The sequence below is a fragment of the Pseudooceanicola sp. NS-SX8 genome, from assembly GCF_057380755.1.
Genome location: NZ_CM170819.1, coordinates 3814837 through 3840392 on the forward strand (window position 1 = coordinate 3814837; position 25556 = coordinate 3840392).

The 25556-nt window shown below is 69.1% G+C and carries 22 protein-coding genes; 16 read left to right on the top strand and 6 right to left on the bottom strand.

Features of this window, described 5'->3' with window-relative positions:
- Positions 1-72: 72 nt before the first annotated feature.
- The 10 genes from AC2IR1_RS17425 (at position 73) to AC2IR1_RS17470 (ending at position 12560) form a co-directional block, all read left to right on the top strand.
- The gene (locus tag AC2IR1_RS17425) at positions 73-1275 is read left to right on the top strand and encodes a cytochrome P450 (RefSeq protein WP_486473235.1); all 1203 of its coding nucleotides are present in this window, start codon (positions 73-75) and stop codon (positions 1273-1275) included.
- Between the two features lie 93 nt (positions 1276-1368).
- Positions 1369-2478 carry a TRAP transporter substrate-binding protein DctP gene (gene dctP, locus AC2IR1_RS17430; protein WP_486473236.1) on the top strand — a complete coding sequence of 370 codons (1110 nt, stop codon included), beginning with the start codon at positions 1369-1371 and terminating at the stop codon, positions 2476-2478.
- Positions 2479-2566: 88 nt separating this feature from the next.
- A complete protein-coding gene (locus AC2IR1_RS17435; RefSeq protein ID WP_486473237.1) occupies positions 2567-3082 on the top strand; it encodes a TRAP transporter small permease in 516 nt (171 codons plus the stop codon).
- Position 3083: 1 nt separating this feature from the next.
- A complete protein-coding gene (locus AC2IR1_RS17440) occupies positions 3084-4400 on the top strand; it encodes a TRAP transporter large permease (protein WP_486473238.1) in 1317 nt (438 codons plus the stop codon).
- The gene (locus tag AC2IR1_RS17445; protein ID WP_486473239.1) at positions 4397-5653 is read left to right on the top strand and encodes an NAD(P)/FAD-dependent oxidoreductase; all 1257 of its coding nucleotides are present in this window, start codon (positions 4397-4399) and stop codon (positions 5651-5653) included. Before AC2IR1_RS17440 ends, AC2IR1_RS17445 begins: the two co-directional genes overlap by 4 nt.
- 271 nt (positions 5654-5924) lie before the next feature.
- Positions 5925-6872: a TAXI family TRAP transporter solute-binding subunit gene (locus AC2IR1_RS17450; RefSeq protein ID WP_486473240.1), complete on the top strand. Its 948-nt coding sequence runs from the start codon at positions 5925-5927 to the stop codon at positions 6870-6872.
- Positions 6873-6936: 64 nt separating this feature from the next.
- Complete coding sequence (locus tag AC2IR1_RS17455) at positions 6937-9033, top strand: TRAP transporter permease (RefSeq protein WP_486473241.1); 2097 nt, start codon at positions 6937-6939, stop codon at positions 9031-9033.
- Positions 9030-9398, top strand: a complete 369-nt coding sequence (locus AC2IR1_RS17460) for a DUF1850 domain-containing protein (protein ID WP_486473242.1) — start codon at positions 9030-9032, stop codon at positions 9396-9398. The genes AC2IR1_RS17455 and AC2IR1_RS17460 overlap by 4 nt, the downstream gene beginning before the upstream one ends.
- Positions 9373-11247 (top strand): sensor histidine kinase, encoded by a 1875-nt coding sequence (locus AC2IR1_RS17465; protein ID WP_486473243.1) that lies wholly within the window; start codon positions 9373-9375, stop codon positions 11245-11247. The genes AC2IR1_RS17460 and AC2IR1_RS17465 overlap by 26 nt, the downstream gene beginning before the upstream one ends.
- The gene (locus tag AC2IR1_RS17470) at positions 11244-12560 is read left to right on the top strand and encodes a sigma-54-dependent transcriptional regulator (protein ID WP_486473244.1); all 1317 of its coding nucleotides are present in this window, start codon (positions 11244-11246) and stop codon (positions 12558-12560) included. The genes AC2IR1_RS17465 and AC2IR1_RS17470 overlap by 4 nt, the downstream gene beginning before the upstream one ends.
- A 323-nt stretch (positions 12561-12883) precedes the next feature.
- On the opposite strand, the gene AC2IR1_RS17475 is transcribed toward AC2IR1_RS17470, so the two are convergent.
- Positions 12884-14515: a SulP family inorganic anion transporter gene (locus AC2IR1_RS17475; RefSeq protein ID WP_486473245.1), complete on the bottom strand. Its 1632-nt coding sequence runs from the start codon at positions 14513-14515 to the stop codon at positions 12884-12886.
- A 273-nt stretch (positions 14516-14788) separates the two neighbouring features.
- Between AC2IR1_RS17475 and AC2IR1_RS17480 the strand changes: the two genes are divergently transcribed.
- The 3 genes from AC2IR1_RS17480 to AC2IR1_RS17490 all read left to right on the top strand — a co-directional run bounded on the left by AC2IR1_RS17480 (position 14789) and on the right by AC2IR1_RS17490 (position 17299).
- Positions 14789-15496: a hypothetical protein gene (locus AC2IR1_RS17480; protein ID WP_486473246.1), complete on the top strand. Its 708-nt coding sequence runs from the start codon at positions 14789-14791 to the stop codon at positions 15494-15496.
- A gap of 96 nt (positions 15497-15592) precedes the next feature.
- A complete protein-coding gene (locus AC2IR1_RS17485; protein ID WP_486473247.1) occupies positions 15593-16465 on the top strand; it encodes an S-methyl-5'-thioadenosine phosphorylase in 873 nt (290 codons plus the stop codon).
- Between the two features lie 303 nt (positions 16466-16768).
- A complete protein-coding gene (locus AC2IR1_RS17490; protein WP_486473248.1) occupies positions 16769-17299 on the top strand; it encodes an adenine phosphoribosyltransferase in 531 nt (176 codons plus the stop codon).
- A gap of 1206 nt (positions 17300-18505) precedes the next feature.
- Here AC2IR1_RS17490 and AC2IR1_RS17495 read toward each other — a convergent pair.
- Positions 18506-18991: a GNAT family N-acetyltransferase gene (locus AC2IR1_RS17495; protein ID WP_486473249.1), complete on the bottom strand. Its 486-nt coding sequence runs from the start codon at positions 18989-18991 to the stop codon at positions 18506-18508.
- A gap of 84 nt (positions 18992-19075) precedes the next feature.
- Between AC2IR1_RS17495 and AC2IR1_RS17500 the strand changes: the two genes are divergently transcribed.
- Together AC2IR1_RS17500 and AC2IR1_RS17505 are read left to right on the top strand one after the other, a co-directional pair.
- Positions 19076-19681 (top strand): flavin reductase family protein, encoded by a 606-nt coding sequence (locus AC2IR1_RS17500; protein ID WP_486473250.1) that lies wholly within the window; start codon positions 19076-19078, stop codon positions 19679-19681.
- A gap of 127 nt (positions 19682-19808) precedes the next feature.
- The gene (locus AC2IR1_RS17505) at positions 19809-20465 is read left to right on the top strand and encodes a CatB-related O-acetyltransferase (protein ID WP_486473251.1); all 657 of its coding nucleotides are present in this window, start codon (positions 19809-19811) and stop codon (positions 20463-20465) included.
- Positions 20466-20533: 68 nt separating this feature from the next.
- Here AC2IR1_RS17505 and AC2IR1_RS17510 read toward each other — a convergent pair whose 3' ends face one another.
- Positions 20534-21508 carry an aminoglycoside phosphotransferase family protein gene (locus tag AC2IR1_RS17510; RefSeq protein ID WP_486473252.1) on the bottom strand — a complete coding sequence of 325 codons (975 nt, stop codon included), beginning with the start codon at positions 21506-21508 and terminating at the stop codon, positions 20534-20536.
- 163 nt (positions 21509-21671) lie between these two features.
- On the opposite strand from AC2IR1_RS17510, the gene AC2IR1_RS17515 reads away from it, so the two are divergent.
- Positions 21672-22460, top strand: a complete 789-nt coding sequence (locus AC2IR1_RS17515) for an EcsC family protein (protein ID WP_486473253.1) — start codon at positions 21672-21674, stop codon at positions 22458-22460.
- On the opposite strand, the gene AC2IR1_RS17520 is transcribed toward AC2IR1_RS17515, so the two are convergent.
- Genes AC2IR1_RS17520 through AC2IR1_RS17530 form a run of 3 tightly spaced genes read right to left on the bottom strand, consistent with a single transcriptional unit; the run spans position 22426 to position 25405 of the window.
- Positions 22426-23184: a maleate cis-trans isomerase family protein gene (locus AC2IR1_RS17520; protein WP_486473254.1), complete on the bottom strand. Its 759-nt coding sequence runs from the start codon at positions 23182-23184 to the stop codon at positions 22426-22428. The two genes, AC2IR1_RS17515 and AC2IR1_RS17520, sit on opposite strands and share 35 nt — an antisense overlap.
- The gene (locus tag AC2IR1_RS17525) at positions 23181-24365 is read right to left on the bottom strand and encodes a M24 family metallopeptidase (RefSeq protein ID WP_486473255.1); all 1185 of its coding nucleotides are present in this window, start codon (positions 24363-24365) and stop codon (positions 23181-23183) included. The genes AC2IR1_RS17520 and AC2IR1_RS17525 overlap by 4 nt, the downstream gene beginning before the upstream one ends.
- Positions 24365-25405, bottom strand: a complete 1041-nt coding sequence (locus AC2IR1_RS17530) for a pyridoxal-phosphate dependent enzyme (RefSeq protein WP_486473256.1) — start codon at positions 25403-25405, stop codon at positions 24365-24367. The genes AC2IR1_RS17525 and AC2IR1_RS17530 overlap by 1 nt, the downstream gene beginning before the upstream one ends.
- Positions 25406-25556: the final 151 nt, after the last annotated feature.

Here is a 25556-nt window from a genome sequence, read left to right on the forward strand (position 1 = left end):
CCCGACCCGCCAGATATAAGTTGCAAATTAAATTTGTTGCATAATAAACTAAAAACAGGAGGAGACCCGGAGATGACACTGACCGACAACAGGCCCGTGCTGGACCTGGACCCGTTCAGCCACGAGAGCCGCGAAAACCCCGATGCCTTCGACCGCGCCCTGCGGGAGGCGGGCCCGGTGGTCTGGCTGCCGCGCTACAGGCTTTGGGCGACGGGCCAGGATACCACGGTGAGAGAGGTCTTTTCGGACTGGCGCCGGTTTTCCTCGGCCATGGGGACGGGGCTGACCAACGTCGTGCGGGAGGAGCCCTGGCGCAAGCCTTCGGTCATCCTGGAGGCCGATCCGCCGGTCCATACGCCCAACCGCAAGGTGCTGGCCCGGGTGCTGTCCCCCGCCGCGCTGCGCAAGCTGGCCACGGGGTTCCAGGCGGAGGCCGAGAGGATGGTCGACGCCCTTGTCGAACGGCGCCGTTTCGACCTTGCGGCCGACCTGGCCTTTGCCTTTCCGTTCAAGGTGCTGCCCGATGCCGCCGGGCTGCGCCCCGAGGGGCGGGAGCATCTGATGCCCTATTCGACCCTCAACTTCAACGCCATGGGTCCCCGCAACGCGCTCTACCAGGAAGCCCGCCGCGTGGTGGAGGAGAACGGCACCTTCGACTACGTGACCGAGCAGATGCGGGAGGAAAACATCCTGCCCGGCAGCTTCGGCGCGGAGATCTATGCCGCAGCCCACGCGGGCGAGATCAGCCTTGAAGACGCGGGCATGCTGGTGCGGGCCTTCATCTCTGCCGGGATCGACACGACGGTCTTCGGGATCGGCATGACCCTGATGGCGCTGATCGAACGACCCACGCAGTGGGACATGCTGCGCGCCGATCCGGCGCTGGCCCGCCCCGCCTTCGAAGAGGGGTTGCGGTTCAACGCCCCCAGCCCGGTCATCGGGCGCACCACCACCGGCGCGACGGAGCTGGCCGGGGTCCACCTTGGCCCGGAGGAGAAGGTCATGATGTGGCTTTCGGCCGCCAACCGCGACCCCGCCCGCTGGCCGGACCCGGACAGCTACGACATCACCCGCCGCCCCGTCGGCCACCTGGCCTTCGGCACCGGCATCCACGGCTGCGTCGGCCAGATGGTCGCCCGGCTGGAAGCCGAAAGCGTGCTGACCGCGCTGGCCGCCCGGGTGCGCCGCATTCACCTGACCGGCACGCCGGAACGGGTGCATATCAACTGGCTGCGCGGCTACCATTCGATCCCGGTGGAGGTGGAGCCCGCCTGATGCCGTGATCACCCGCAGATCAAGCCGCGTCGGAGGAGGGCGCGGCGGTCCGGACCGGACCATGTCAAGGTCATCTATAGGGAGGAGACCCAGATGAAGACGACCCTAGCCCTTGGGGCGATTGCCGCGCTTTGCGCGGGCAGCGCGCTTGCCCAGTCACCGATTTACGGTTCCTGGCCGCCCGCATCGGACTACCTGAACACCGACACCCTGCCCGAAGCCTTCGCCCAGATCGAGGAGGAGACGGGCGGCGCGATCAAGTGGGAGCTGATCGCGGGCGGGCAGCTGGCCGATGGCCGGGGCACCCTGGCCGCCGTCGGCGACAACCTGATGCAGGCGGGCCTGGCCATTCCCGTCTACACGCCCGAAGCGATGCCCTCTCTCACACTGATGTATTCCGTCGTGGTGCCGGGCGATGACCCGGTGGCCGTCGCCGGTGCCGCGGCCGAGACGATCTTCCTCGACTGTCCGGAGTGCCTGGCGGAGGCGCGGGACAACAACGTGCTGCCGCTTGGCGGCTTCGCCTCTGCCTCCTACCGGCTGATGTGCACCAGGCCCGTCGGGACCATGGCGGATTTGAAGGGCATGCGGGTGCGCGCCACCGGCGGCTACGGCGAGATGGCCGCGAAGGGCGGGGCGACGCCGATGTCGGTCACCCTGACCGAGGCGGTCAGCCTGCTGCAACGCGGGGGGCTGGACTGCCTGATGGCCTCTCGCGAGTGGCTGCAGACCTATGGCTACGGCGAATATGCCAAGTATGTCACCGACCTGCCCCTGGGCGTGGCTGCCCCGGCCGTGGGCCTGCTGATGAACCGCGACACCTTCCTGGACATGAGCGCAGGGGAACAGGAGGCCACGCTGAAGGCCTCTGCCCTGATCACCGCGCGCCATACCATCGGCAACTACGTGCTGCGTGACCAGGCCAGCTTCGAGAACCAGCAGGCCGAGATGGGCGTGCAGCTGGTGCCCGCGGGCGCGGATCTGACGGCCATGGTCGACGGCTTCGTCGAGGCCGACCGGGCCCGCCTGCTGGAAAACGGCGCCAAACTGGGGGTCGAGGATCCCGCCGCCCTGATCGACACCTACCTTGCCAATGTCGAGAAATGGCGCGGCTATTCGGCCGAGATCGGCACCGATGTCGACAAGTTCTCCGCCAGGCTGTGGGACGAAGTCTTCTCGAGGGTCTCTCCCGGTTCCCTCTGACCCGTTCGCGGCCTGCCCGGCCGGGGCGCGCGCGTGATGCGTGCCCCGGCCCCCTTCCCTTTCCCATATGCACCCTTCCGGAGGCGCAATGCTTCGCCTGAACCGAACCATGTCGCGGGTGGCGGACGTCCTTTTCTACGTCGCCCTGCTCGCGGGGGCGCTGATGATGACCCATGTCACCGTCGACGTCATAGCCCGTACCGTCTTTCACCACCCCCTGCCCGGCACGGGGGAAATCACCGCCAGCTACTACATGATCGCCGCCGCCTTCCTGCCGCTGGCCTGGGTCACGCGGCGCAACCAGCATGTCAGTGCCGATATCTTCGTCGAGGCCCTGTCACCGCGCATGCGCCGCCTGTCCGAGGTCTTCGTGGACCTGCTGTCGATCCTCTACGTCTCTGCCTTCGTGTGGCAGACCTGGCTTTCCGCCCTGTCGAAGACCCGCCGGTCGGAGGTCTGGGAAATCTTCGGGGGCTACCTGCCGATCTGGCCCACCCGCTGGCTGCTGCCGGTGGCGGGCGCGGCCATGGTGCTGGTGCTGGTCCTGCGGCTGGCAACCCGGCTGACCGACCCCGAGGCTCTGGCCCGGATGGAGGAGGAGTGACATGGACAGCCTGATCTTCGGCCTGGTCACCCTGGCCATCCTGCTGACGCTCATCGGCCTGCGCACGCCCATCGGGGTCGCCCTTGGCGTCGTCTCCGTCTGCGGGCTGGCCTATGTCCGCAACTGGCCCATTGCCCTGTCGATCCTGCGCGAGACGCCGTTTTCCTTCGCGGCCAGCTGGGACCTGACGGCGATCCCGATGTTCCTGCTGATGGGGGCCATCGCCAACCAGACCGGCATTTCCAGCGCCCTGTTCCGCGCCGCGCGCCTGTGGTTCTCGGCCCTGCCGGGGGGGCTGGCGGTGGCGGCCAACATGGCCAGCGCGGGCTTTGCCGCCGCCTGCGGATCCTCCCTCGCCTCCGCCGCCGCCATGGGGCGGCTGGCCATCCCCGAAATGCTGCGCGTGGGCTACGACAAGGGCCTGGCGACCGGCGTCGTTGCCTCTGCCGGGACGCTGTCGGCGCTGATCCCGCCCTCGATCCTGCTGGTGCTCTACGGGGTCTTCGCCGAGGTCTCCATCTCCCAGCTGCTGATCGCCGGGGTCATCCCGGGGCTGCTGACGGGCGGGGCCTACGTGATCATGATCCTGATCCGCTGCCGCCTGAACCCCGCCCTGGCCCCCCGCCTGGACGAGGCCGACCTGGCGACGCTGAAGCGGGACCGGATGTCCTCCCTCAGGGAGACATGGCCGCTGGCGCTGCTGATCCTGGGCATCATCGGCGGGCTTTACGGCGGCATCGTCACCCCGACCGAGGCCGGCGCCGTCGGCGCGGCGCTGGCCCTGGCCATCGCGCTGGTGCAGCGGCGGATGACGCCCCGGCGCTTCCTTGCCGCGCTGCAGGAGACGATGGCGGTCACCGCGCAGATCTTCTTCGTCGGCATGGGCGCGGTGATGTACACCCGCCTGCTGTCACTGACCGGCGTGTCGTCGATGCTGGTGGACATGGTGGGCGGCTGGGCCGCGGACCCGCTGCTGGTGGTGCTGGCCCTGTCGATCATCTTCCTGATCCTGGGCATGTTCCTGGACCCGCTGGGGATCATGCTGATCACCATGCCGGTCTTCCTGCCGATGATGAAGGCGCTGGACCTGGACCTGATCTGGTTCGGCATCATCGTGGTCAAGTACATCGAGATCGGCATGATCACCCCGCCCATGGGGATGAACGTCTTCGTGGTGAAATCCGTGGTCGGCAACGAGGTCGGCATGTGGACGATCTTCCGCGGGGTCGGCTGGTTCCTGGTCTGCGAGGTCTTCGTGATGGCTCTGCTGATCGGCTTCCCCTCCATCACGCTGTTCCTGCCGGGGCTGATGCGATGAGCGGGGTGGTCATCATCGGCAGCGGACAGGCCGGGGTGGACTGCGCCTTTGGCCTGCGCCAGCAGGGCTACGAGGGGCCCGTCACCCTGCTGGGCGACGAGGCGGAGCTTCCCTACCAGCGCCCGCCCCTGTCCAAGGAGGTGCTGAAATCCCGCGGCGCGGCGGGCTGGCTGCCCCTGCGGGGCGAGGCGCTCTATGCCCGGCAGCAGGTCACGCTGCGGCAGGGGATCACGGCCCGGCGGATCCTGCGCGACCGGGCGGAGGTCGCGCTGAGCGACGGCACCACCCTGCCCTATGAACGGCTGGTGCTGGCCACCGGGGCGCGCAACCGCCTGCCCCCGGTCCCGGGGCTGCAGGACGCGCAGCCGCTGGCCCTGCGCAATGCCGCCGACACCCGCCGCCTGATCGCAGCACTCGGGAAGGTGGAGGGCGGAGCCGCCGCCGCAGGCAAGATCACTGGCAAGATCACTGGCAAGACCACTGGCAAGATTGCTGGCAGGACCTCCGGCCCCCCTTGCGGAGGGCGTCTTGCCATCATCGGCGGTGGCTTCATCGGGCTGGAAACCGCCGCCGCCCTGCAGGGTGGCCCCCTGCAGGTGACCCTGTTCGAAGCCGCGCCGCGGCTGATGGGGCGTTCGGTCAGTGCGCAAATGGCGGACTGGGTGCACCGCTACCATGCCGCCCGGGGGACCGATATCCGGCTGGAGGCCCGGATAGAGGCGGTCACGCGACAGTGCCTGCAGTTGTCAGATGGCGAAAGCCATGACTTCGATCTGCTGCTGCTGGCGGCGGGCGTGGTCCCCAACGTGGAACTGGCCCGCGATGCGGGGCTGGAGATCGGCAATGGCATCCGCACCGACGGCACCCATGCCACCAGCGATCCGGCGATCTTCGCCATCGGCGACTGTGCCGAGGCGCCGACGCCCTTTTCCCCCGGACCGGTACGGCTGGAATCCGTGGCCTCTGCCTCTGAACAGGCGCGGCGGGTGGCGGCGATCCTGGCGGGCAGGACGCCGCCGCCCCAGGGCGTGCCCTGGTTCTGGTCCAACCAGGGGGCGGCGCGGTTGCAGATCGCGGGCCTGGCGCGGCCCGGGGACACGGCGGTGGTCACGGCCGGCGACCTGTCGGACCTGTCCGACAATGCCACGCTGGAAATCGCGCGCCACCGCGACGGCAGGCTGGTCGCCGTGGAGACGGTCAACGCGGCCCGCGCCCACATGCAGGCCCGCAAGAGCCTGCAGCCGGAAGGGTGATCGCGCTTCCTGCCCCGCCCCTGCCCCGTCGCTGCCCCTGCCCCGTCGCTGTCCCGTCCTGATCCCGCCCCAGGCCAGATCAAACCAGGCCTTGCGGCCAGGCCGGAACCGCCCCGGCAGCCGCCGCTGGCAGAAACCCGCCCCGCGCCGGGCAGATCCCCGCGATCTTTCTGACATATAGATGACTATGCAAGCTTGCACCGGGCGCGGGCCTCCCCCAAGCTGACCCCGCACAGCGCGTAAGGAGCGCGCTGGATTGGGAGGATAATCCATGTTCAAGCCTTTCGGGCTCGGCGCGCTTGTCGCCGGCACCATCGCCTTTTCCGCCCCGGCCGCAATGGCCACGGAATTCATCAACGTCCTGACCGGCGGCACCTCGGGGGTCTATTACCCGCTGGGCGTGGCCCTGGCGGACATCTACGCCCAGGACATCCCCGACGCGAAGACCCAGGTGCAATCCACCAAGGCCTCGGTCGAGAACCTGAACCTGCTGCAGCAGGGCCGCGGCGAGATCGGTTTCGCCCTGGGTGACTCGGTCAAGGATGCCTTCGAGGGCAACGCCGACGTCGGCTTCTCCAAACCGCTGGACAAGCTGCGCGCCATCGCCGCCATCTACCCGAACTACATCCAGATCGCCGCCACCGCCGCATCGGGCGCCGTGACCGTGACCGACCTGGCAGGCAAGTCCGTCTCCGTCGGGGCGGCCAAGTCCGGGACCGAGGTCAACGCCCGCAAGATCATGGGCGCGCTCGGCATGTCCTATGACGACCTGGGCAAGGTCGAATACCTGCCTTTCGCGGAATCGGTCGAGCTGATGAAGAACCGCCAGCTGGATGCGACGCTGCAATCCTCCGGGCTCGGCTCCGCCGCGCTGAAGGACCTCAGCTCCACCCAGGACGTGACCTATGTCTCCGTACCGCCGGAAGTGGCGGAAACCCTGGGCGCGCCCTATGCGGCAGGCGTGATCCCCGCCGGCACCTACCCCGGCCAGGACGCGGACATCCCGACGCTGGCGATCACCAACATCCTGGTGACTTCCACCGACGTGTCGGATGAGCTGGCCTACCAGATGACCAAGCTGCTGTTCGAGAACCTTGACCACCTGAAGGCGGCCCATGCCGCGGCGGGTGCGATCGACATCGCCAATGCCGTCAAGAACTCTCCGATCCCGCTGCATCCCGGCGCGATCAAGTACTACAAGGAACAGGGCCTGATGTAAGATCAGGTCCACGCGGAGACGGCCCGGGCCCTGCCCGGGCCGTTGCCACGACGGGAGGACATCCATGACCAATGCACCGCAGCCGGCCGCAGCCGCCGGCGATTCCGCCGATCATCACGATCCGCTTGCCGATGGCTTCCCGGTCTCGCTGATCGGGCGCTTCCTGTTCTGGCTCGCCGTGATCTTCTCGGCCTACCAGATCGCCATTGCCGCCCATGTCATCGACCTGCCCAGCCAGGTGATGCGCGCGGTGCACGTGGGCTTCCTGATGGCGCTCGGCTTCCCGATGCTGGCCATCGGGCGCGGCTTCGGCCCGCTGGGCCGCACCCTGTGCTGGCTGCTGGCCGCCGCCGGCGTCGCCGTGGCCGCCTACCAGTGGATCGAATACACGCCGCTGCTGTTCCGCGCGGGCGATCCCAACACCGCCGACCTCGTCTTCGGCTGCCTCGCCGTGGCCTGCGTCTTTGCCGCCGCCTGGATGCTGATGGGCCCCGCCCTGCCGATCATCTGCGGCGTCTTCCTGGCCTATGCCTTCTTCGGGCAATACGCGCCGGGCGCCATGCAGACCCGGGGCTATGCCTTCGAACAGGTGGTCGAGCAGATCGCCTATGGGACCGAGGGCATCTACGGCATCCCGACCTATGTGTCGGCCACCTATATCTTCCTCTTCATCCTCTTCGGGTCCTTCCTGGAAAAGGCGGGGATGATCAAGCTCTTCACCGATGTCTCCCTTGGCGTCGTGGGCCACCGCATGGGCGGGGCCGCCAAGGTCTCGGTCCTGTCCTCCGGCCTGATGGGCACGATCTCCGGCTCGGGCGTGGCCAACGTCGTCACCACGGGGCAGTTCACCATCCCGCTGATGAAGCGCTTCGGCTACCGCAGCGCCTTTGCCGGCGGGGTGGAGGCCACCTCCTCCATGGGCGGGCAGATCATGCCGCCGGTGATGGGCGCCGTGGCCTTCATCATGGCCGAAACCCTGGGCGTGCAGTACATCGAGGTCGTGAAGGCCGCGCTGGTGCCTGCCATCCTCTACTTCGCCGGGGCCTTCTGGATGGTCCACCTGGAGGCCGGCAAGCGCGACCTGCGCGGGCTGAGCGGGGACGAGATGCCTTCCGCCCGCAAGGCGCTGAAGGAGGGCTGGTACCTGATCCTGCCCCTGGCCGTGCTGGTCTGGCTGCTGTTTTCGGGCTACACGCCGCTGTTTGCGGGCACCATCGGGCTGGCGCTGACGGGGCTGCTGATCCTGGGGATGTCCATCGCCATGGGCTTTTCCTCCAACGTGATCCGGGTGGTCTTCTGGATCGCGCTCGGGCTTTGCGCCTCGGCCTTCTTCAAGTTCGGCATCAACGCGCTGCTGCTGGTGATCTTCGTCATGGTGCTGGTTTCGGCCATCACCAAGGGCGGGCGGGAGACGCTGGCCGTCTGTCGCGACAGCCTGGCGGACGGGGCCAAGACCGCCCTGCCGGTCGGCATCGCCTGCGCCCTGGTGGGCGTGATCATCGGCGTGATGACCCTGACGGGGGCGGCCAACACCTTTGGCCAGTTCATCGTCAGCGTGGGGCAGAGCAGCCTCTTCATTTCCCTCATCCTGACGATGATCACCTGCATCATCCTCGGCATGGGGATCCCGACGATCCCCAACTACATCATCACCTCCTCCATCGCGGGGCCGGCGCTGCTGGACCTGGGCGTGCCGCTGATCGTCAGCCACATGTTCGTCTTCTACTTCGGCATCCTGGCGGACCTGACGCCGCCGGTGGCGCTGGCCTGCTTCGCCGCCGCCCCGATCGCCAAGGAAAGCGGGCTGAAGATCAGCTTCGAGGCGATCAAGGTCGCGGCCGCGGGCTTCGTCGTGCCCTTCATGGCGGTCTATACCCCCGCCCTGATGCTGCAGGACGGTGGCGCGCTGGCGGGCGAAATCGGCTACTGGCCGGCTGTCGCCTATGTCATCCTGAAGGCCCTGCTGGCCATCGCGCTCTGGGGTGCCTGCGTCATCGGCTGGCTGGGTCGCCCGCTGGCGATCTGGGAACGGGTGATCGCGGTCGTCGCGGCCTTCACCCTGGTGGCTTCCCTGCCGATCACCGATGAAATCGGCTTTGCCCTGGTGGTGGTCTTCGGCCTGCTGATGTGGCTGCGCCGGACGCAGCCGGTGGCCTCGTGACCGGCTGCGTCCTGGCAGGCGCCATGGTCCTCGCCCTGGCGGGCGGGAACCACTTCACCCTCGAATGGACCCATTCGGTGGAAAAGGAAGACTGGCGCGAAACATGGGAGGTGACCGACGCCGGTCGCCTCCACCTCATCCGGGCCTCGGTCAAGGGATCGGGCGCGGGGATGGAACCGGGGCCCGGCGGCCATTTCGAGGACGGCTGGTGGATCTGGGTCCCCGACCTGCCGCCGGTGCCCGAACTGGTGCTGGCTGCCTCCGGCGAGACACCTTCCGCATGGACGCTCTGCGGGGCCGGATGTACCCTGCTGGGCGCCACATCCGAGGCGCCGATCCATGTCACCCCCTGCCCCGCAGACTGATCCCCGCAGCGCCCTGCTGACCGCCCGCCGGCGGCAGGCCCTGACGCGACGCATGCGCTCCGTCTGGTGGACGAGGCTGGCCGTCGTCTCCTTCTGCGCGCTGCTTTGTGCCGCGCTCAGCTGGCAATGGATGCTGCTGCAGGTGCGCCAGGGGCTGGAACAGACCCTGCAAGTCAGCAGCCACGCCCTTCAGACAGAGGTCGACCGCTTCCGCTACCTGCCGCGCGTCGCGGGCGAGGATGCCCGCATCGCCGAGGCCCTGCGCCACCCCGACGACCCCGCCGTGGTCGATGCCGCCAACCGCTACCTGCAGGCCGTGACCCGGCATTCCGACAGCGGGCAGCTTTACCTGCTGGGGGCCGATGGCGTCACCATCGCCTCCTCCAACTGGCAGGACGCCGAAAGCTATGTCGGTCATGACTACAGCTTCCGCCCCTATTACACCGATGCCCTGGCCACCGGCAGCGGCGCCGTCTACGCCATCGGCGTGACCACCGGGGAGCCGGGGTATTTCATCTCCGCCCGGATTGGCGGGACGATCGGCGGAACGGATGCGGACATGCCCACCGGGGTCATGGTGGTCAAGATCGACATGCGCCCGCTGGAGGCCGCCTGGATCGAAACCACGCAGCGGGTTGCGGTGACCGACCGCGACGGCGTGGTCTTCCTCAGCTCCCTGCCCGATTGGCGCTATCGCCCGCTCTACCCGCTGGCCGATCCGGCGCTGGACCGGCTGCGCGCCTCCCGGCTCTATTTCAACACGCCCCTGGGCAGTGCCGATCCCCTGCTGCCCCCCGGCGGCAGCACCCTGGAGGTGCCGGGCCTGGGCCGTGCCACCGTGCTGCGGTCCACCGCCTTCGAACATGGCTGGCGCCTGATCGCCGCCGCGCCGCTCTGGCCGGCACAGGCAGCGGCGGGGCTGACCTTCGTGCTGGTGCTGCTGACCGCGCTGCTGGGTCTTGGCCTGGCCGACATGCGCCGCCACCGCGCCCGGCTGATCTCCCTCCGGCTGCGCCAGACAGAGGTGATGGAGCGCAAGGTGACGCAGCGCACCGCCGAGCTGGCGCAGGAGATCGAGCGCCGGCGCGAGGTAGAGGCCGACCTGCGCGCGACGCAGGAAAACCTGGTGCAGACGGCGAAGATGGCCGCGCTTGGCCGGATGTCGGCGGCCATCGTGCATGAGGTCAGCCAGCCGCTTGCGGCGATGGAGGCCACGCTGACGGCGGCCGAGTTCAGCCTGTCGCGCGCCCCCGAACAGACCGCGCAGCGCCTGCAATCGGCGCGCGGGCTGATCCGCCGGATGCAGCGGATGACCAGGCACCTGAAGAACTTCTCCCGGCGCGAAGTGGCGCCGCTGAATCCCGTGGCGGTGGTGCCCGTCGCCCGCTCGGCCCTGCAGCTGGTGCAGCCGCGCGCCGATATCGCGGGCGTCGAACCCCGCTTCGAAGCACCGGCCTTCGATCCGGTCGTCATGGCAGGCCAGGTGCGGCTGGAACAGGTGCTGGTGAACCTGCTGGGCAATGCGATCGAGGCGGTGGAGCCGGGCCATGGCGAGGTCACCCTGTCGCTGGCCGAACAGGGCGGAGAGCTCTGGATCACCGTGCGCGACAACGGGCCAGGCATCGACCCGGAGGTCCTGCCGCGCATCACCGAACCCTTCGTGTCGACCAAGATGGGCGGAGAGGGGCTGGGCCTCGGGCTTGCGATCTCCTCCGAGGTGGTCCAGCAATTCGGCGGGCGGCTCGACATCCGCTCCTGCCCGGAGGGGGGCGCGGTGATCTCCGTCGTGCTGCCGCTGCTGGCGGGCAAGGCGGATGCAGGAGATGAAGGACGGGAGGCTGCGGAATGACCGCGCTGATCCACGTGGTGGAGGACGACACCGATCACCGGCTGGCGCTGGTGGACCTGCTGGAGGCGGCGGGCTTCCGTGCGGCGGGCTTTGCCGGGGGCAGCGCCGCGCTGGCCGCGCCCGACCGGCCCGACCTGGTGGTGAGCGACCTGCGCATGCCCGGCATGGATGGCGAGGCGGTGCTTGCCGCCTGCCTCGACCGTGATCCCGATTGCCCGGTGGTGCTGATCTCGGGCCATGGCGACCTGCCGCAGGCGGTGCGGGCGATGCGTGCGGGCGCCGAGGATTTCCTGGAAAAGCCCTATGACGGCATGCACATGGTGACGGTCGTCGAACGTGCCCTGCGCGGCCGGGCGCAGCGGGCGGAAATCACCCGCCTGCAGGACAGCCTGACCCGTGGCGCCGAAGATCACGGGCTGCTAGGCCAGTCCGCCGCCATGCGCGCCCTGCGCGAGCGGATCGCGGTGCTGGCGCCCACCGACCTCGACCTGGTGATCACCGGGGAGACCGGCACCGGCAAGGAGCTGGTGGCGCGCGCCCTGCACGCGGGATCGGCCCGCGCGAAGGGCCCCTTCGTGGCGATCAACTGCGCCGCCCTGCCCGAAACCCTGTTCGAGATCGAATGCTTCGGCCATGTCGCCGGCGCCTTTCCGGGCGCGGGCGACAAGCCTGGCAAGCTGGAGGCCGCCTCGGGCGGCACGCTGGTGCTGGACGAGGTGGAGGCGATGCCCAAGGCCCTGCAGCCCAAGCTGCTGCGCGCGCTGCAGGAACGCCAGGTCGAACGGCTGGGCGAAAACCGGCTGCGCCCGCTGGACCTGCGCATCCTGGCCCTGTCGAAAACCGACCTGCGCCCGCTCACCCTCGACGGCAGCTTCCGCGCCGATCTCTTCTACCGCCTCGCCGGGGCGGAGATCGCGGTGGAGCCTCTGCGCGCCTTGGGCGACGATATCCTGCTGCTCTTCAGCCATTACGCGGGGCTGGCCGCCGCCCGTTACGGCCGCGAGGCGCCCCAGCCCGACTATGCGCTGAAACAGGCCCTGCTGCGCCGTCCCTGGCCCGGCAACGTGCGGGAGCTGAAGGCCCTGGCCGAACGCTTTGCCCTTGGCCTCGACATGCCGGAGGCCCCCGCCAGCCCCGCCGCCCCCGCGACGGAGGCCGAGAGCCTGCCCGACCGCGTCGCGGCCTTCGAGGCCCGCGAAATCCGCCTGGCGCTGGAACGCTGCCGCGGCAACACCGAACGCGCCGCCCGCGCCCTGGGCATCGCGCGACGCACCCTGAACGACAAGATCAGCCGCTACGGCATCCGCGTCTGACCGCCGGCCGTTCACCCTAGCGCCCCCACCCGTCTACGGCATCCTCACGCCTGTCACGGGCGCCCCGCCCCTCCCATTTTTTGGCCAAAAATATCCTGGGGGGAGCCTCCGGCACGGAGGCGGGGGGCAAAGCCCCCCTTCCTTTTCACATTGTCGCCTCCGCCGACGGGCGGACAAAGCCCCCCTTCCTTCTCACATTGCCGCCCTCCGGCGACGGGCGGGCAAAGCCCCTCCCCCTTCACCACCCGCGCAACGAAAAGGCCGCCGGGATCTCTCCCGGCGGCCCTCTTTCCTGGCGGTTGCGGCTGCGGCAACCCGGGCGGTCAGTGCCCGCCCAGGATCCCCGTGCGCACGCCGTAGTCCACGGCAAGCTCGTAATCGGGGTCGTCGTCGCTGTCGACCATCAGGTGCCCCGCCTTCTTCAGCAGCTCATGGCAATCCCGGCTCAGGTGGCGCAGCTGGATCGCCTTGCCCTCCGCCTCGTACTTGGCGGCCACCGTCTCGATCGCCTGCAGGGCGGACTGGTCCACCACGCGGCTGTCGTTGAAGTCGAGGATCACCAGCTCCGGATCGGTCTCCGGCTTGAAGAGCTCGACGAAGCCGTCGGTGGATCCGAAGAAGAGCGGCCCGGTGATCTTGTAGACCTTGCCCTCTGCCGTTTCCTCGGTGCTGGCGGAGATGCGGCGGGCGGCGTTCCAGCTATAGGCCAGGGCCGACACGATGACGCCCGCGACCACGGCGGTGGCCAGGTCCGTCATAACGGTGACGACGGTCACCAGGACGATGACCACGGCATCGGTCATGGGCACGCGCGTCAGGATCTTGAAGCTGTTCCAGGCGAAGGTGCCGATGACGACCATGAACATCACCCCCACCAGCGCCGCCAGCGGGATCTGCTCGATCAGCGGCGAGGCAAAGAGGATGAAGCCCAGCAGGCAGAGCGCGGCAAAGATCCCGGCGATCCGCGTGCGGCCGCCGGATTTCACGTTGATCATCGACTGGCCGATCATGGCGCAGCCGCCCATGCCGCCGAAGAATCCGGTGATGACATTCGCGGTGCCCTGGGCCACGCATTCCTGGCTGGCGCCGCCCTTCTGGCCGGTCATTTCACCCACCAGGTTCAGGGTCAGCAGGCTTTCGATCAGGCCCACGGCGGCCATGATGACCGAATAGGGCAGCACGATCTTCAGGGTTTCCCAGGTGAAGGGCACCATGGGGATGTGGAATTCCGGCAGGCCGCCCTTGATGGAGGCCATGTCCCCCACGCGCGGCACGTCCAGGCCGAAGGCGATGACGATCACGGCGGTCACGAGGATGCCGGCCAGCGGCGCCGGGATGATCTTGGTGACGCGCGGGATGAAGTGGATGACGCCCATGGTCAGCACCACCAGCCCCAGCATCAGCAGAAGCGGCCCGCCGGACAGCCATTCCCCGCCCGAGGTGCCGTGGCCACCGGCCTCGGCCGTGCCGGGCACCTTGAACTGGGTCAGCTGCGCCAGGAAGATCACGATGGCCAGCCCGTTGACGAAGCCCAGCATCACCGGGTGCGGCACCAGCCGGATGAATTTCCCCCATCTCATGAAGCCGACGAAGATCTGGATGATCCCCATCAGGACCACGGCGGCAAAGAGGTACTCGACCCCATGGGTGACCACCAGGGCCACGATGACCACCGCGATGGCCCCCGTCGCGCCGGAAATCATGCCAGGCCGTCCCCCGATGAGCGAGGTCACCAGGCCGATGATGAAGGCGGCGTAAAGCCCCACCAGCGGGTTGACGTTGGCCACGAAGGCAAAGGCCACTGCTTCGGGCACCAGCGCCAGGGCCACGGTGAGGCCCGACAGGAGCTCGATCCGCAGGCGGTCGGGCGACAGGGCGTCGCTCGTCGTCGGGGCGAGGCGCAGGTCGGGCAAGGTGATGCGTTGGGCGAATCTCGCCAGTATGGCTTTGCGCATGGCTGGTCCTGTCCGGGCAGTTGAGAGGGGGCAGTTGAGAGGGGAGGTAGGATTTGGCCCCGGATAGCCGTTTTGCCCCAAGGCGGCAAGCGCGGGGGCCTTGCGGGAAGGCTTTGCAGAGGAAATGCAACACTCCGCCACGCCATACGGCACCGCCCGTCGGCGGCATTGCCAGGCGCGTCTGCGGGCTGTCTTCTGCCCCGTATAGTGACCGCATTTTCAACACGCGCACGATTTCAATACGGGGACGATTTCAATACGGGGACGATTTCAATGCCGATCTGGAGAGAAACCCATCACGCCTGGTTCTGGTACGGGTTCGAACGCAAGGACATTGCCAGCGAGACGCGCAAGTTCAAGAAAGGGATCCACGACATCCACTTCTTCAACCCCAACTTCGAACGGCTGCAGGATGCCGTGCTGGACTTCACCCGCGAAGCCAACCGCATCCAGGCCGAGATCAAGGGCGTCGTCCCCCTCAGCGGATCGGTGGCGGAAACCTACTCCCATGCCGACTGGTACAGCAGCGCCACAGCCAACCATGCCCATGGCTACGGCTGGGGCCTGGGCCATGGCTTCGGCGCCTCCTACACCGGGGGCTTCCTCGTGATCTTCCAGCGCAGCGAGGAGATCACCGGCGAAGAGTTCGACAGCCGCATGGCCGCGCTCGACCAGGCCGACAGGCTGGCAGAGATCGACGGCAGGATCCGGGAGGTCGAGGCGCGCAGGGCGGAGGCCGCAGCCAGGCTCGGCCAGCTGCCGGGCTCCGGCGCGCCCCTGCCCGAGATCCAGGAGAAGAAGCCCCTGATCGGCGGCGTGAAATACCATGTCGGCGACAAGGTCTTCGACGCCCGCTCCACCGCGACGGCCTATATCGACAAGATGACAAAAGAGCCCCTGGCCCTTCAGGAGCAGATCGCGGAATGCGACGCGGAGCTGGCCCGGCTGGCCGACGAACGGCAGGCCGCGAAGGGCCCTTGAACTCCGGCCGGGGGTCCGCCCATAGTCCGCCCATGATCCGCCGACAGTCCTTTGGGGGGCAGCCCCCGAAGGCGCGGCACGAACGGAGAGCATGACATGGTGAAACTGGCAGTGATCGGCGGCTCGGGGATCTACGATATCGAGGGGCTGGAAGACCGCGCCTGGGTCGCCGTGGAGACGCCCTGGGGCGCGCCCTCGGACGAGGTGCTGACGGGCCGGCTGCAGGGGCTGCAGGTCTGCTTCCTGCCCCGCCACGGGCGCGGCCACGTGGAAACCCCGACCTCCGTCCCCTACCGCGCCAATATCGCCGCGCTGAAACAGCTGGGCGTGACCCATGTCCTGTCGGTCTCCGCCGTCGGCTCCTTCCGGGAGGAGATGGCGCCGGGTGATTTCGTCGTGGTGGACCAGTTCATCGACCGCACCTTCGCCCGGGAGAAGAGCTTCTTCGGCCCGGGCCTCGTCGCCCATGTCTCCGTCGCCCACCCGATCTGCGCCGATCTGGCCGCCATGGCGGGCAAGGCCGCGCGCACGGCCGGCGTGACGGTGCACGAGGGCGGCACCTACCTGGCGATGGAGGGGCCGCAGTTCTCCACCCTGGCGGAAAGCCGGATGTACCGCGAAAGCTGGGGCGCCGACGTGATCGGCATGACCAACATGCCCGAGGCAAAGCTCGCCCGGGAGGCGGAACTTCACTATGCCTCGCTCGCCATGGTCACCGATTACGACAGCTGGCACCCCCATCACGGAGAGGTCGACGTGACCGAGATCCGCCGCGTCCTGGCCGCCAACGGCGCCCATGCCCGCGCCACGGTGGCAGCCCTCGCCGCCGCGCTGGCCGCGGCGCCCTTCACCGATTGCAGCACCGGGTGCAACCGCGCGCTCGACTTCGCCATGCTGACCGCGCCCGACAAGCGCGATCCGGACATGGTCGCGAAGATCGAGGCCCTTCTGGGCCGCACGCTGGCCTGAGGCCGGTGGCGAACGGGGGCGGTCGGACGGTGGATTTCATCCACCCTACGCGTCCCAATGACGCCGTAGGGTGGATGCCAATCCACCAATATCCCCCCCCTAATCACCGCCCCCTAATCCCCCATCCTCTCCGCCCGAAACCGCCCCTCTTGCCGGCACCTTCGCGCATGCCCATGGTCCCCCGGCCACACCCGCCCGGCCATCTCGGCCCGTCCCGGGGTTTTCCTTGCCCGGCCACCATGCCCTTGTCAGACCTTGGGCAGACCATGCGCCCGCGCCCCCGAAGGCCCGAAGGAGACCCCGGTGAAGACCGTCAAGGACTACATCCGCACCATCCCCGACTTCCCGCACGAGGGGATCCTGTTCCGCGATGTCACCACGCTCTTCGGTGACCCGCGCGGCCTGCGCCTGGCCATCGACCAGATGCTGCACCCCTACGCCGGTGTGCCGATCGACAAGGTCGTGGGGCTGGAGGCGCGCGGCTTCATCCTCGGCGGCGCCATCGCCCACCAGCTGGGCCTGGGCTTCGTGCCCGTGCGCAAGAAGGGCAAGCTGCCCGCCGCCACCATCGGCGAAAGCTACCAGCTGGAATACGGCGCTGCAGAGGTAGAGATCCACGACGACGCCATCCATCCCGGCGAACGCATCCTGCTGGTCGACGACCTGCTGGCCACCGGCGGCACGGCAGAGGCCGGGATCAAGCTGGTGGAACGGCTGGGCGGCGAAATCGTCTCCTGCGCCTTCCTCGTCGACCTGCCCGAACTCGGCGGCCGCCGCCGGCTGGAAGAGCTGGGCATGGACGTCGTCACGATCTGCGAATTCGAAGGCCTCTGATCCCGTCTGGGTGCGACGGGGTGCGAGAGGGGCGGGTGACCGTCCGACAGGACCCCGCCCCCCAGGACGCGGCCGCGCCGCGCCGCGCACAGGCCCACGGGACATAGGCGGCAGGGAATCTGCAGACAGAATACACTCCGCCAAGGCATCGCTCGGCAAATCAAAGGTCGGCAAGTCACAGGCCTGCAAGTCATAGGCAGGCAAGTCATAGGCAGGCAAGTCACAGGTTCCAACATCTTACCGTTCGGTCCGGGAAAGGTTCCGGTAACATCTTCGCGCTAGGACAGGGGCGTCGGCCCTGGGAAAGCCGGCGCTGCTTGCATCGGTTCCGGAGGGAGCCCCTTCCCCGCGCCCTGTCCGTCCCCCGGCAGGGCGCGTTCACTTTTCCCACCGCCGCGTTTCCACGTCATTACGGCAAGACATTACTGCACCACGTCATTGCCTCCCGCTGTCATTACCTCCCCACATGACCTCCCCGCGTCGCCCCACCGGGATCGTCCACCAAGTTTCGCGACCAGATCAAACGCCACATCCCTCTGCCACATCCCTCTGCCGCGTCCCTCTGCCGCCTCCTCACGCCAATCTCGACGCCAACGCTCCAGCCCCATTCTTCGGCCCCCTTCTTCCGGCCCCTTCCCCGCTCCCACCGGCTCCTTGAGCGCCCGGTTCCCCCGCCCCTGCCCCCGCTCGCCTTTCCTGCCCCCCATTCCACCACCGCCCGGCACCGACGCATGGCGCCTGCCACGCCGAAGGCCCCGCGCAAGACCCTTCGCCCACGGCTCTGCCCCCCTTGCCCCTCTCCCATGTGCACTCACGCCTGCCATCCGGGGATCCCTCCATCCCCGCCCGCACCACGGCCTGCCGCGGCGCGCCCCGCCCCTCCCATTTTTTGGCCAGAAATATCCCGGGGGTCCGGGGGCAGCGCCCCCGGCCTCTCCGCCCTCGCAGCCCCCGGCACGATGCACATCCCGCGCGACCATGCGCCGGCGCTCCGTCATCAAAGATCACATTCCCCCGGCACCTCGGCGGACCCGATCAGGAAAACCCGCGCTGGAAAACCCATGCCGGAAAACCCATCGCGAAGAACGCGCGGTGCGAAACAACCGGCCGGGGCTGCTCCATAATGGCCCCCACTCAGATACACCCCACAGGCACACAGCGCCGTGTCAGGACGTCCATTTCACGAAACCACGTCTGGAAACCGGGTCAGGAAAACCGGGTGACCTCTCCGGCCACACCCGCCCAGGCGCCTTCCTGCAGCTCCAACCCCAGCACCCGGTCGGGGTTGGTGGGCGGCGGCATCACCACGTCCTCCAGCTTCGAGAAGCCGAAGCGCGAGTAATAGGGCGCATCGCCCACCAGCATCACCCGCTCCCAACCTGCATCCCGCGCGGCATGCAGGGAGGCATTGATCAGCAGCCCGCCCAGCCCCTCGCCCTGGTGCGTCGGGTGCACGGCGACGGGGCCCAGGAGCAGCGCACGCTGATCGCCCACGCGGATCGGCCAGTAGCGGATGGCCCCCGCCAGGATGCCTTCGCGGTCCCGCGCCAGCTGGCACAGGCCGGGCACGGGGGCTACGTCATCGCGCAACCGGTAGGAGCTCAGCGCGGTACGCCCCGGCGCGAAGCAGAGGTCGTAGAGCGCCTCGACCTCCCACCAGTCATCCGTGGTTTCCGGGGTCAGCGTGAACATGGGGCTGCTGCTCGTCTGGTCGGTTTTTGGTTGGAAAGGGGCCTAGCACGGGATTAGGTCATCGGCAAACCTATGGAGGCACCCATGTTCTACACCCCCGCCGACGGCCACCCCCTGCCGCACAATCCCTTCAAGGCCATCGTCGCGCCCCGGCCGATCGGCTGGATCTCCACCCGGGGCGCGACGGGGGACAACCTGGCGCCCTATTCCTTCTTCAACGCCGTGGCCGACACCCCGCCGCAGGTCATGTTCGCCTCCACCGGCACCAAGCCCGACCGCGAGGGCAGCAAGGACAGCGTCAGCCAGATCCGCGAAACCGGGGTCTTTTGCTGCAACATCGTCAGCTATGCCCTGCGCGATGCGATGAATGCCTCCTCCGCCAGCCTGCCCGCGACGGAGGATGAATTCGCCACGGCCGGCCTGGAAAAGGGCGAATGCCTGCAGATCGACTGCCCCCGCGTTGCCGCCGCCCCCGCCGCGCTGGAATGCCGGATGACGCAGATCGTGCCCCTGGCGGGCGACAACAACGTCATGGTCATCGGCGAGGTCGTGGGCGTGCATATCGACGACGCGGCGCTGAAGGACGGCATCTTCGACGTCTCCGCCATCGCCACGCTGTCGCGCCTGGGCTACCGCGACTATGCCGCCACGCGGGAGCTCTTCTCGCTCAACCGTCCCGGCCAGAAATGACGCCGCCTTCCGTGACAGGCTGCGCCGTGCTAGGCTGGGCGCCGAAACCGGATCGCAGATGATGGAGGGCGCGATGGACCAGCACCTTTGAAACCCTGAAAATCTCACGTGTTTCGAAGGAGGTTCCATGCCTTTCTCCCTTCCCGATCCGGGCTGCGCCCATCCCATCCGCCTGCCCGATGGCAGCGCCGTCACCGGCACGGCCTACCTCAGGCCGCTGATCACCCATCCGCAGTTCGAGGTGGGCGACTACACCTATGCCTCCGACTTCGATCCGCCCGCCGACGGGGCGGACTGGGCCGGGCGGCTGGCGCCCTACCTCTTCCCCTTCAGCCGCGAAAGGCTGGTGATCGGGCGGTTCTGCCAGATCGCCCACGGGGTGCGCTTTCTCACCTCCTCGGCCAATCACGCGATGACCGGGCCTTCCACCTATCCCTTCCCCGTCTTCGGCGCCGCCGTGCCCGAAGACTACCAGCCCGACCGCCGCGACACGGTGATCGGCAATGACGTCTGGCTGGGCCATGGCGCCACGGTGCTGCCGGGGGCGCGGATCGGGGACGGGGTGATCGTGGGGGCGGGCGCGGTGGTAGGCGGCCGGGTGCCGGACTACGCCGTGGTCACCGGCAACCCCGCCCGCGTCCTGCGCCTGCGCTTTGCCGAGGCGGAGATCGCCGAGCTGAAGCGCCTGGCCTGGTGGACATGGCCGGCAGAGAGCATCGCCGCCGCGCGCGAGGCGCTGGAAACCGGCCGCGTCGCGGACCTGGCAGCCTTCGCCCCCAGCTGACGCAACCGGGCCGACCGCCGCACCCTCCGTCGGTCGGTCAATCCATGGCGTGTCTATCCCAGGCGTGTCTATCCCTGACCGGTCGCCCCCTGCTCTGCACGGTCTTCGGCGATCAGGGTGGCGATCAGCGCCTCCGCCTGCCCGGCGGTGGACTGATTGCCATCGGTCCCCGCCAGCACCTTGGCCGCCTTCCAGAAGGCCCAGCCCCGGGCCCGGGCCCATGCCCCCGCATCCAGGCGCGCATCCCGTTCCAGTGTTGCGCGGAAGGCCTGCCGCGCGGGGCCGTCGAAGCCGGTCCAGGCGATCACCAGGTCGCAGGCCGGATCGCCGAAGGACAGGTTGCCCCAGTCGATCACCGCCGCCAGCCGCCCGTCACGATGCAGCATGTTGTCCGGCGCCAGGTCGCCATGCACGAAAACCGGCGCCGCCGTCCGGCGGGACCCGAGCGCGCGATCGAAGAGCGCCGCCCCCGCCGCTCGGTCAATGCGGCCGGAAAGCCGCGCAAGCGCTTCCTCCACCTCGGCGGCATAGACCGACAGCTCGCCCCCGCGGTGAAAGTTCAGCGCCCCCGGAACCGGCAGCGCCACGCCTTCGGGCGGAGTCGCGGCCTGCAGCCCGGCCAGGAAACCCGCCAGGTCGACCGCGAAACGCACGAGATCCGGCAGCATCTCCATGACCGCGCCGGGGCGCAGGGCCGTGCCCTCGATCCAGCCGGTGATCAGCCAGGACCAGGGATAGCCCAACCCCCGGGTGCCCAGGGCGATCGCATCGGGGATCTTTACCGGCAGCTGCGGCGCCAGCAGCGGCAGCCACAGCTTTTCCCGCGCCGGCAGTTCGCTGTAGCCATGGGCCGTGGGCAGCCGCGCCAGCTTCGACGCCCCCAGGCGGAAGGCGCGGTTCGTCCAGCCGCCCGGCTCGACCGGGGTGACGGGTTCGTGCCGCCATTCGGGGAATTGCGCCGCCACCAGCCGCGCCACGAAGGCGGCGTCAGGCGCGATGCGCCCGTCCCTGTCTGCCTGGAATGCCCCGGTGCCATATCTCATGGGAACATGAGCTAGCGCTCCGGCGTGACGGAGCAAAGACATGACGCTGCGAAAGACGGGCGGCGTGGCGCGATCACCCCGCCGGATCATCCGCCCCCGCCCTACGCCCACACCCTTTCCTTTCGCCCCCGCCGCCCCCATCTCTGTCCTGACGGAGGACCAGATGACCCAGACCGACACCGCCCCCCTGCCCCCGGCCCTGGCCGATGAAATCACCGCCCTCGCCCGCCTGCACCGGCGCGCCGGCGGGCCGGGCCTGCAGGTGCTGACCCTGCTGGGCACCCGGGCCGAAGGCCTGCTGGACAGGCTGCCCGAAGGGGTGCGTGGCCGACTGGACCGGGCCACGGAAACCGCGCTGGAAACGGCGATGAAGGCGGCAGAGGGATCGCGCGGGCTGGTGCGGGATCAGCCGGGCTGGCTCAACCGGGCCGTCACCGCCGGGCTGGGCGCAGCGGGCGGCCTGGGCGGGCTGCCCTCCGCCCTGGCGGAGCTGCCGGTGACGACGACCGTGCTGCTGCGCACGATCCAGGGCGTCGCGGCGGAAGAAGGCTTCGATCCCTCGGCCCGCAACGTGCAGTTCGACTCGATCCGCGTCTTTGCCTCCGCCGGGCCGCTGTCGTCGGACGACGGCGCCGATGCGGCCTTCCTGGCCACCCGGCTGACCCTGACGGGGACGACGCTGCACGGGCTGATATCCTCGGTCGCGCCGCGCCTGGCGGCCTCCCTCGGGCAGAAGCTGGCGGCCCAGACCGTGCCGGTGCTGGGCGCCGCCGCCGGGGCCGCCGTCAACTATGCCTATACCAGCTATTACCAGGACATGGCCCGGGTCCACTTCCGCATCCGTCGCCTCGCGATAGAGGAAGACCGCCGGACCGAGGACCTGATAGAGGCGCTGCGCGCCGAGCTGACCCGCGCGCCTAGCCAGGCACCGCAACCGGAAGACCACAGCTGAACAGCTGCCCCGGCCCCGGCGCGTCGATCCCCGCCAGCCGCATCATGTGCCAGGCCAGGACCTGGTTGGACGACAGGACCGGGATCCCCAGTTCCTCTTCCAGCAGCGGGATCAGCGACAGCGTGCGCAGGTTGGTGCAGCTGAGGAAGATCGCATCCGCCTTGCCCTGCCGGGCCAGCTCTGCCGCGCCGAACAGGATCGACCCGCTGTCGATGCGCACCACCATCGCCTCCCGCGGGACGGAGAAGGTGCCATGCACCCCCACCGACAGGCCCTGCCCCTCCAGCGCCTCCAGCAGCCGGGCGGCGACCTCGGGCTCGTAAGGCGACAGCACGCCAAGTGAGCGTATCTCCAGCGCGGCGCAGGCAGCGACAAGCGCGCTCAGCGGGTTGGTCACGGCCCGTGTCTTCGCCGCGGCGGAGACCAGCGCCTCCACCCGGTCCGCGCCCAGTTCCGCCGTGCCCGAGGTGCAGGCATAGCCCAGGGCGGCAAAGGGCACCCCCGTCGGGAAGAGCGATGTCGCCTGGCTCAGGTGGTTTGCGATCTCTGCCAGGTTGGCGCGCGTCAGATCATCCCCCGCAGGCACCCGCGACACCATCAGCTCCACCTCGCGCGGCAGCAGGTCGCGGAAATCGCGCTCCACCGTCTCGTCGCTTTTCAGAACGACAAGGCCGAACTGGGGGGCATGGACCGGGTCCAGGCGATGCGGGAAGATCTCGTTCATATTTCGGTCATCTCCGGCGATGCAGGGGTCGTCAACCATTCGCTGCCGTCCCCGACGATAACCAGATTTTCCTCGTGCACCAGCATTTTCCCCGGCGACAGCTCTATCCCCGGCTCCAGCGTCAGGACCATGCCCGCTTCCAGCACCCGATCCTCCGCCGCGATGAGCGAGGGTTCCTCCGTCAGCTGCATGCCCAGCCCGTGGCCCAGCCGCCCGGTGTCCGACCCGCCCTTGCCGCCGGTCACGATCCTGTCCATCGCGTGGAACAGATCGCTCACCCGGGCGCCCGGGCGCGCGATGTCGCGGGCTGCGGCACAGGCCTCCACCAGGGCCGCATGCCCCTCCGCCACCGCCCGGTCCGGCGGGCCGAGGCTGAAGTTGCGGTCGAAATCGCAGAAGTAGCCGTCCCACATCAGGCCGGTGTCCAGCATCAGCACGTCCCCCGCCGCCAGCGGTCTTTCCGTCGCGGGGGAGATCACGTCGCCGTACCCACCCGGCGCCGCGGCCCCGGCCAGGTAGGGTACCCAGTCGGCACCCTCCTGCAGGCACAGCCCCTGGAACCGGCGGAACACCTCGTCGAGCGCGAGCCCCGGGCGGGCGATTTCCCCCACCCTGTCGAAGGCCCAGCCGGCAATGGCGCAGGCCGTGCGGATCTTTTCGATCTCCGCCAGGGACTTGACCATGCGCAGCCCGGTCACCAGGCCGCTGTCGCCGGTCACCGCCCGGCCCTGGGCCGTCAGCATCTGTTCCAGCAGGCGGAAATCTTCCAAAGGCATGCGCAGCCAGGTCCCCGTGCCCTCCGGCAGGGCAATGCGCCCGCCGGCCGGAACCAGCTCGCACAGGGTCGACAGCAGCAGCGACACCCCGTCATCCCCGGGCTGCGGCGCCCGCCAGGTACGGATGTCGCGGATCCAGCCCTGCCCCATCAGATGCGCCCCGATGGAAGGGATCACCGCCACCGGGTCCCCCTGCTGCGGCACCACCAGGAACCAGGGCCGCGACGGGCTTTCCCAGAACCGGGTCAGGAAGCCCGAGAAATAGCGCAGCTCCGCCTCGGTGCTGATCAGCAGCGCCGAGAGCCCCGCCCGTGCCAGCCCCGCCTGGGCCCGCGCGACCCGGTCGCGGAATTCATCCTCGGCAAAGCCGCGTTTGGGAGTTCGGAACATCAGGTTGCGGGGCATCACGCGGCCTCCGACAGGATGCAAAGCACCCGCGCACCGCCCCCGGGCGCCAGTGCATGCCCCATCCGCGACAGCGCCAGCACCCCGGCCAGCCCGGCTGCCCCGGAAGCAGAGGTCTCGTACCCCGCCGCCGCCGCCCGCGCCACCGCGGCCTCGGCCTCTTCCTCGGTCACCGTCAGGAACAGATCCGCGTCGCGGGCCAGCCCCTTCAGCGCGATCAGCGAGGGTTCCTTGCAGTCCAGGCGCCCCATGATCGAAACAGGCCCTTCTGCCGCCACCGGCGCGCCGGCCTCGATGGATCCCTGCAGCGCGGGGGCAAAGGCGGGCTCCACCACCGCGATCACCGGCGCCGCACCCCAGCGGGCGCGCACGAAGGCCGCCACGGCCCCGGCCAGGCCACCGACACCGGCCTGCACGAAGACATGGGTCGGCGCATCGGGGATCTCTGCCGCGACCTCGGCCATGAGGGCCAGGTAACCTTCCATCAGCACGTGGGGCCGCTCCATGTAGCCGGGCCAGGAGCTGTCGGACAGAAGATCCAGCCCCTCGGCCTCGGCGGCGCGGGCGGCGGCCTCCATGCTGGCCTCGTAATCGGCCCCCTCCCGGCGGACCTCCGCCCCCTCGGCCCGCAGCCGTTCGGCAAAGCTCTCGGGCACGGTTTCGGCGATGTAGACACGGGCCTGCGCCCCGAAGACGCGCGCCCCTGCGGCCACCGACAACCCGTGGTTTCCGGCGCTGGCGGTCACATAGGTGCGCCCCCGGGCCAGGCCGGCCTCGGCATCGCGGGCAATCACATGGGCCGCGCCCAGGGCCTTGAAGCTGCCCAGCCCCATGCGCGCCCGTTCATCCTTGATCCACAGGCTGCCCACCCCACCGGCCAGCGCCAGTTCCGGCACCGAAACCAGCGGTGTCGGCGCCGCCGCCGGGCAGCGTGCAAGCAGGGCCGTGACCCGGGCGGGATCATCGGCAGGATAGGGAACGGCGTCCAGATCGGGATGCGGCATCCCGGCGGGGCGGAAGGGATTCTGGTTCAAATTCATGACCGTACTGCTGCATGCACCCCGCCCCCGCGTCAATTGTCGCAGCTTACTTACCCAGAGGTAAATTTCACAACGGACCGTCCGCATGATGGACTTTTCCGGACACGCCCATCAAACGGGCGTTAGCGCAATCAACGCAGCCCCGGTCAGG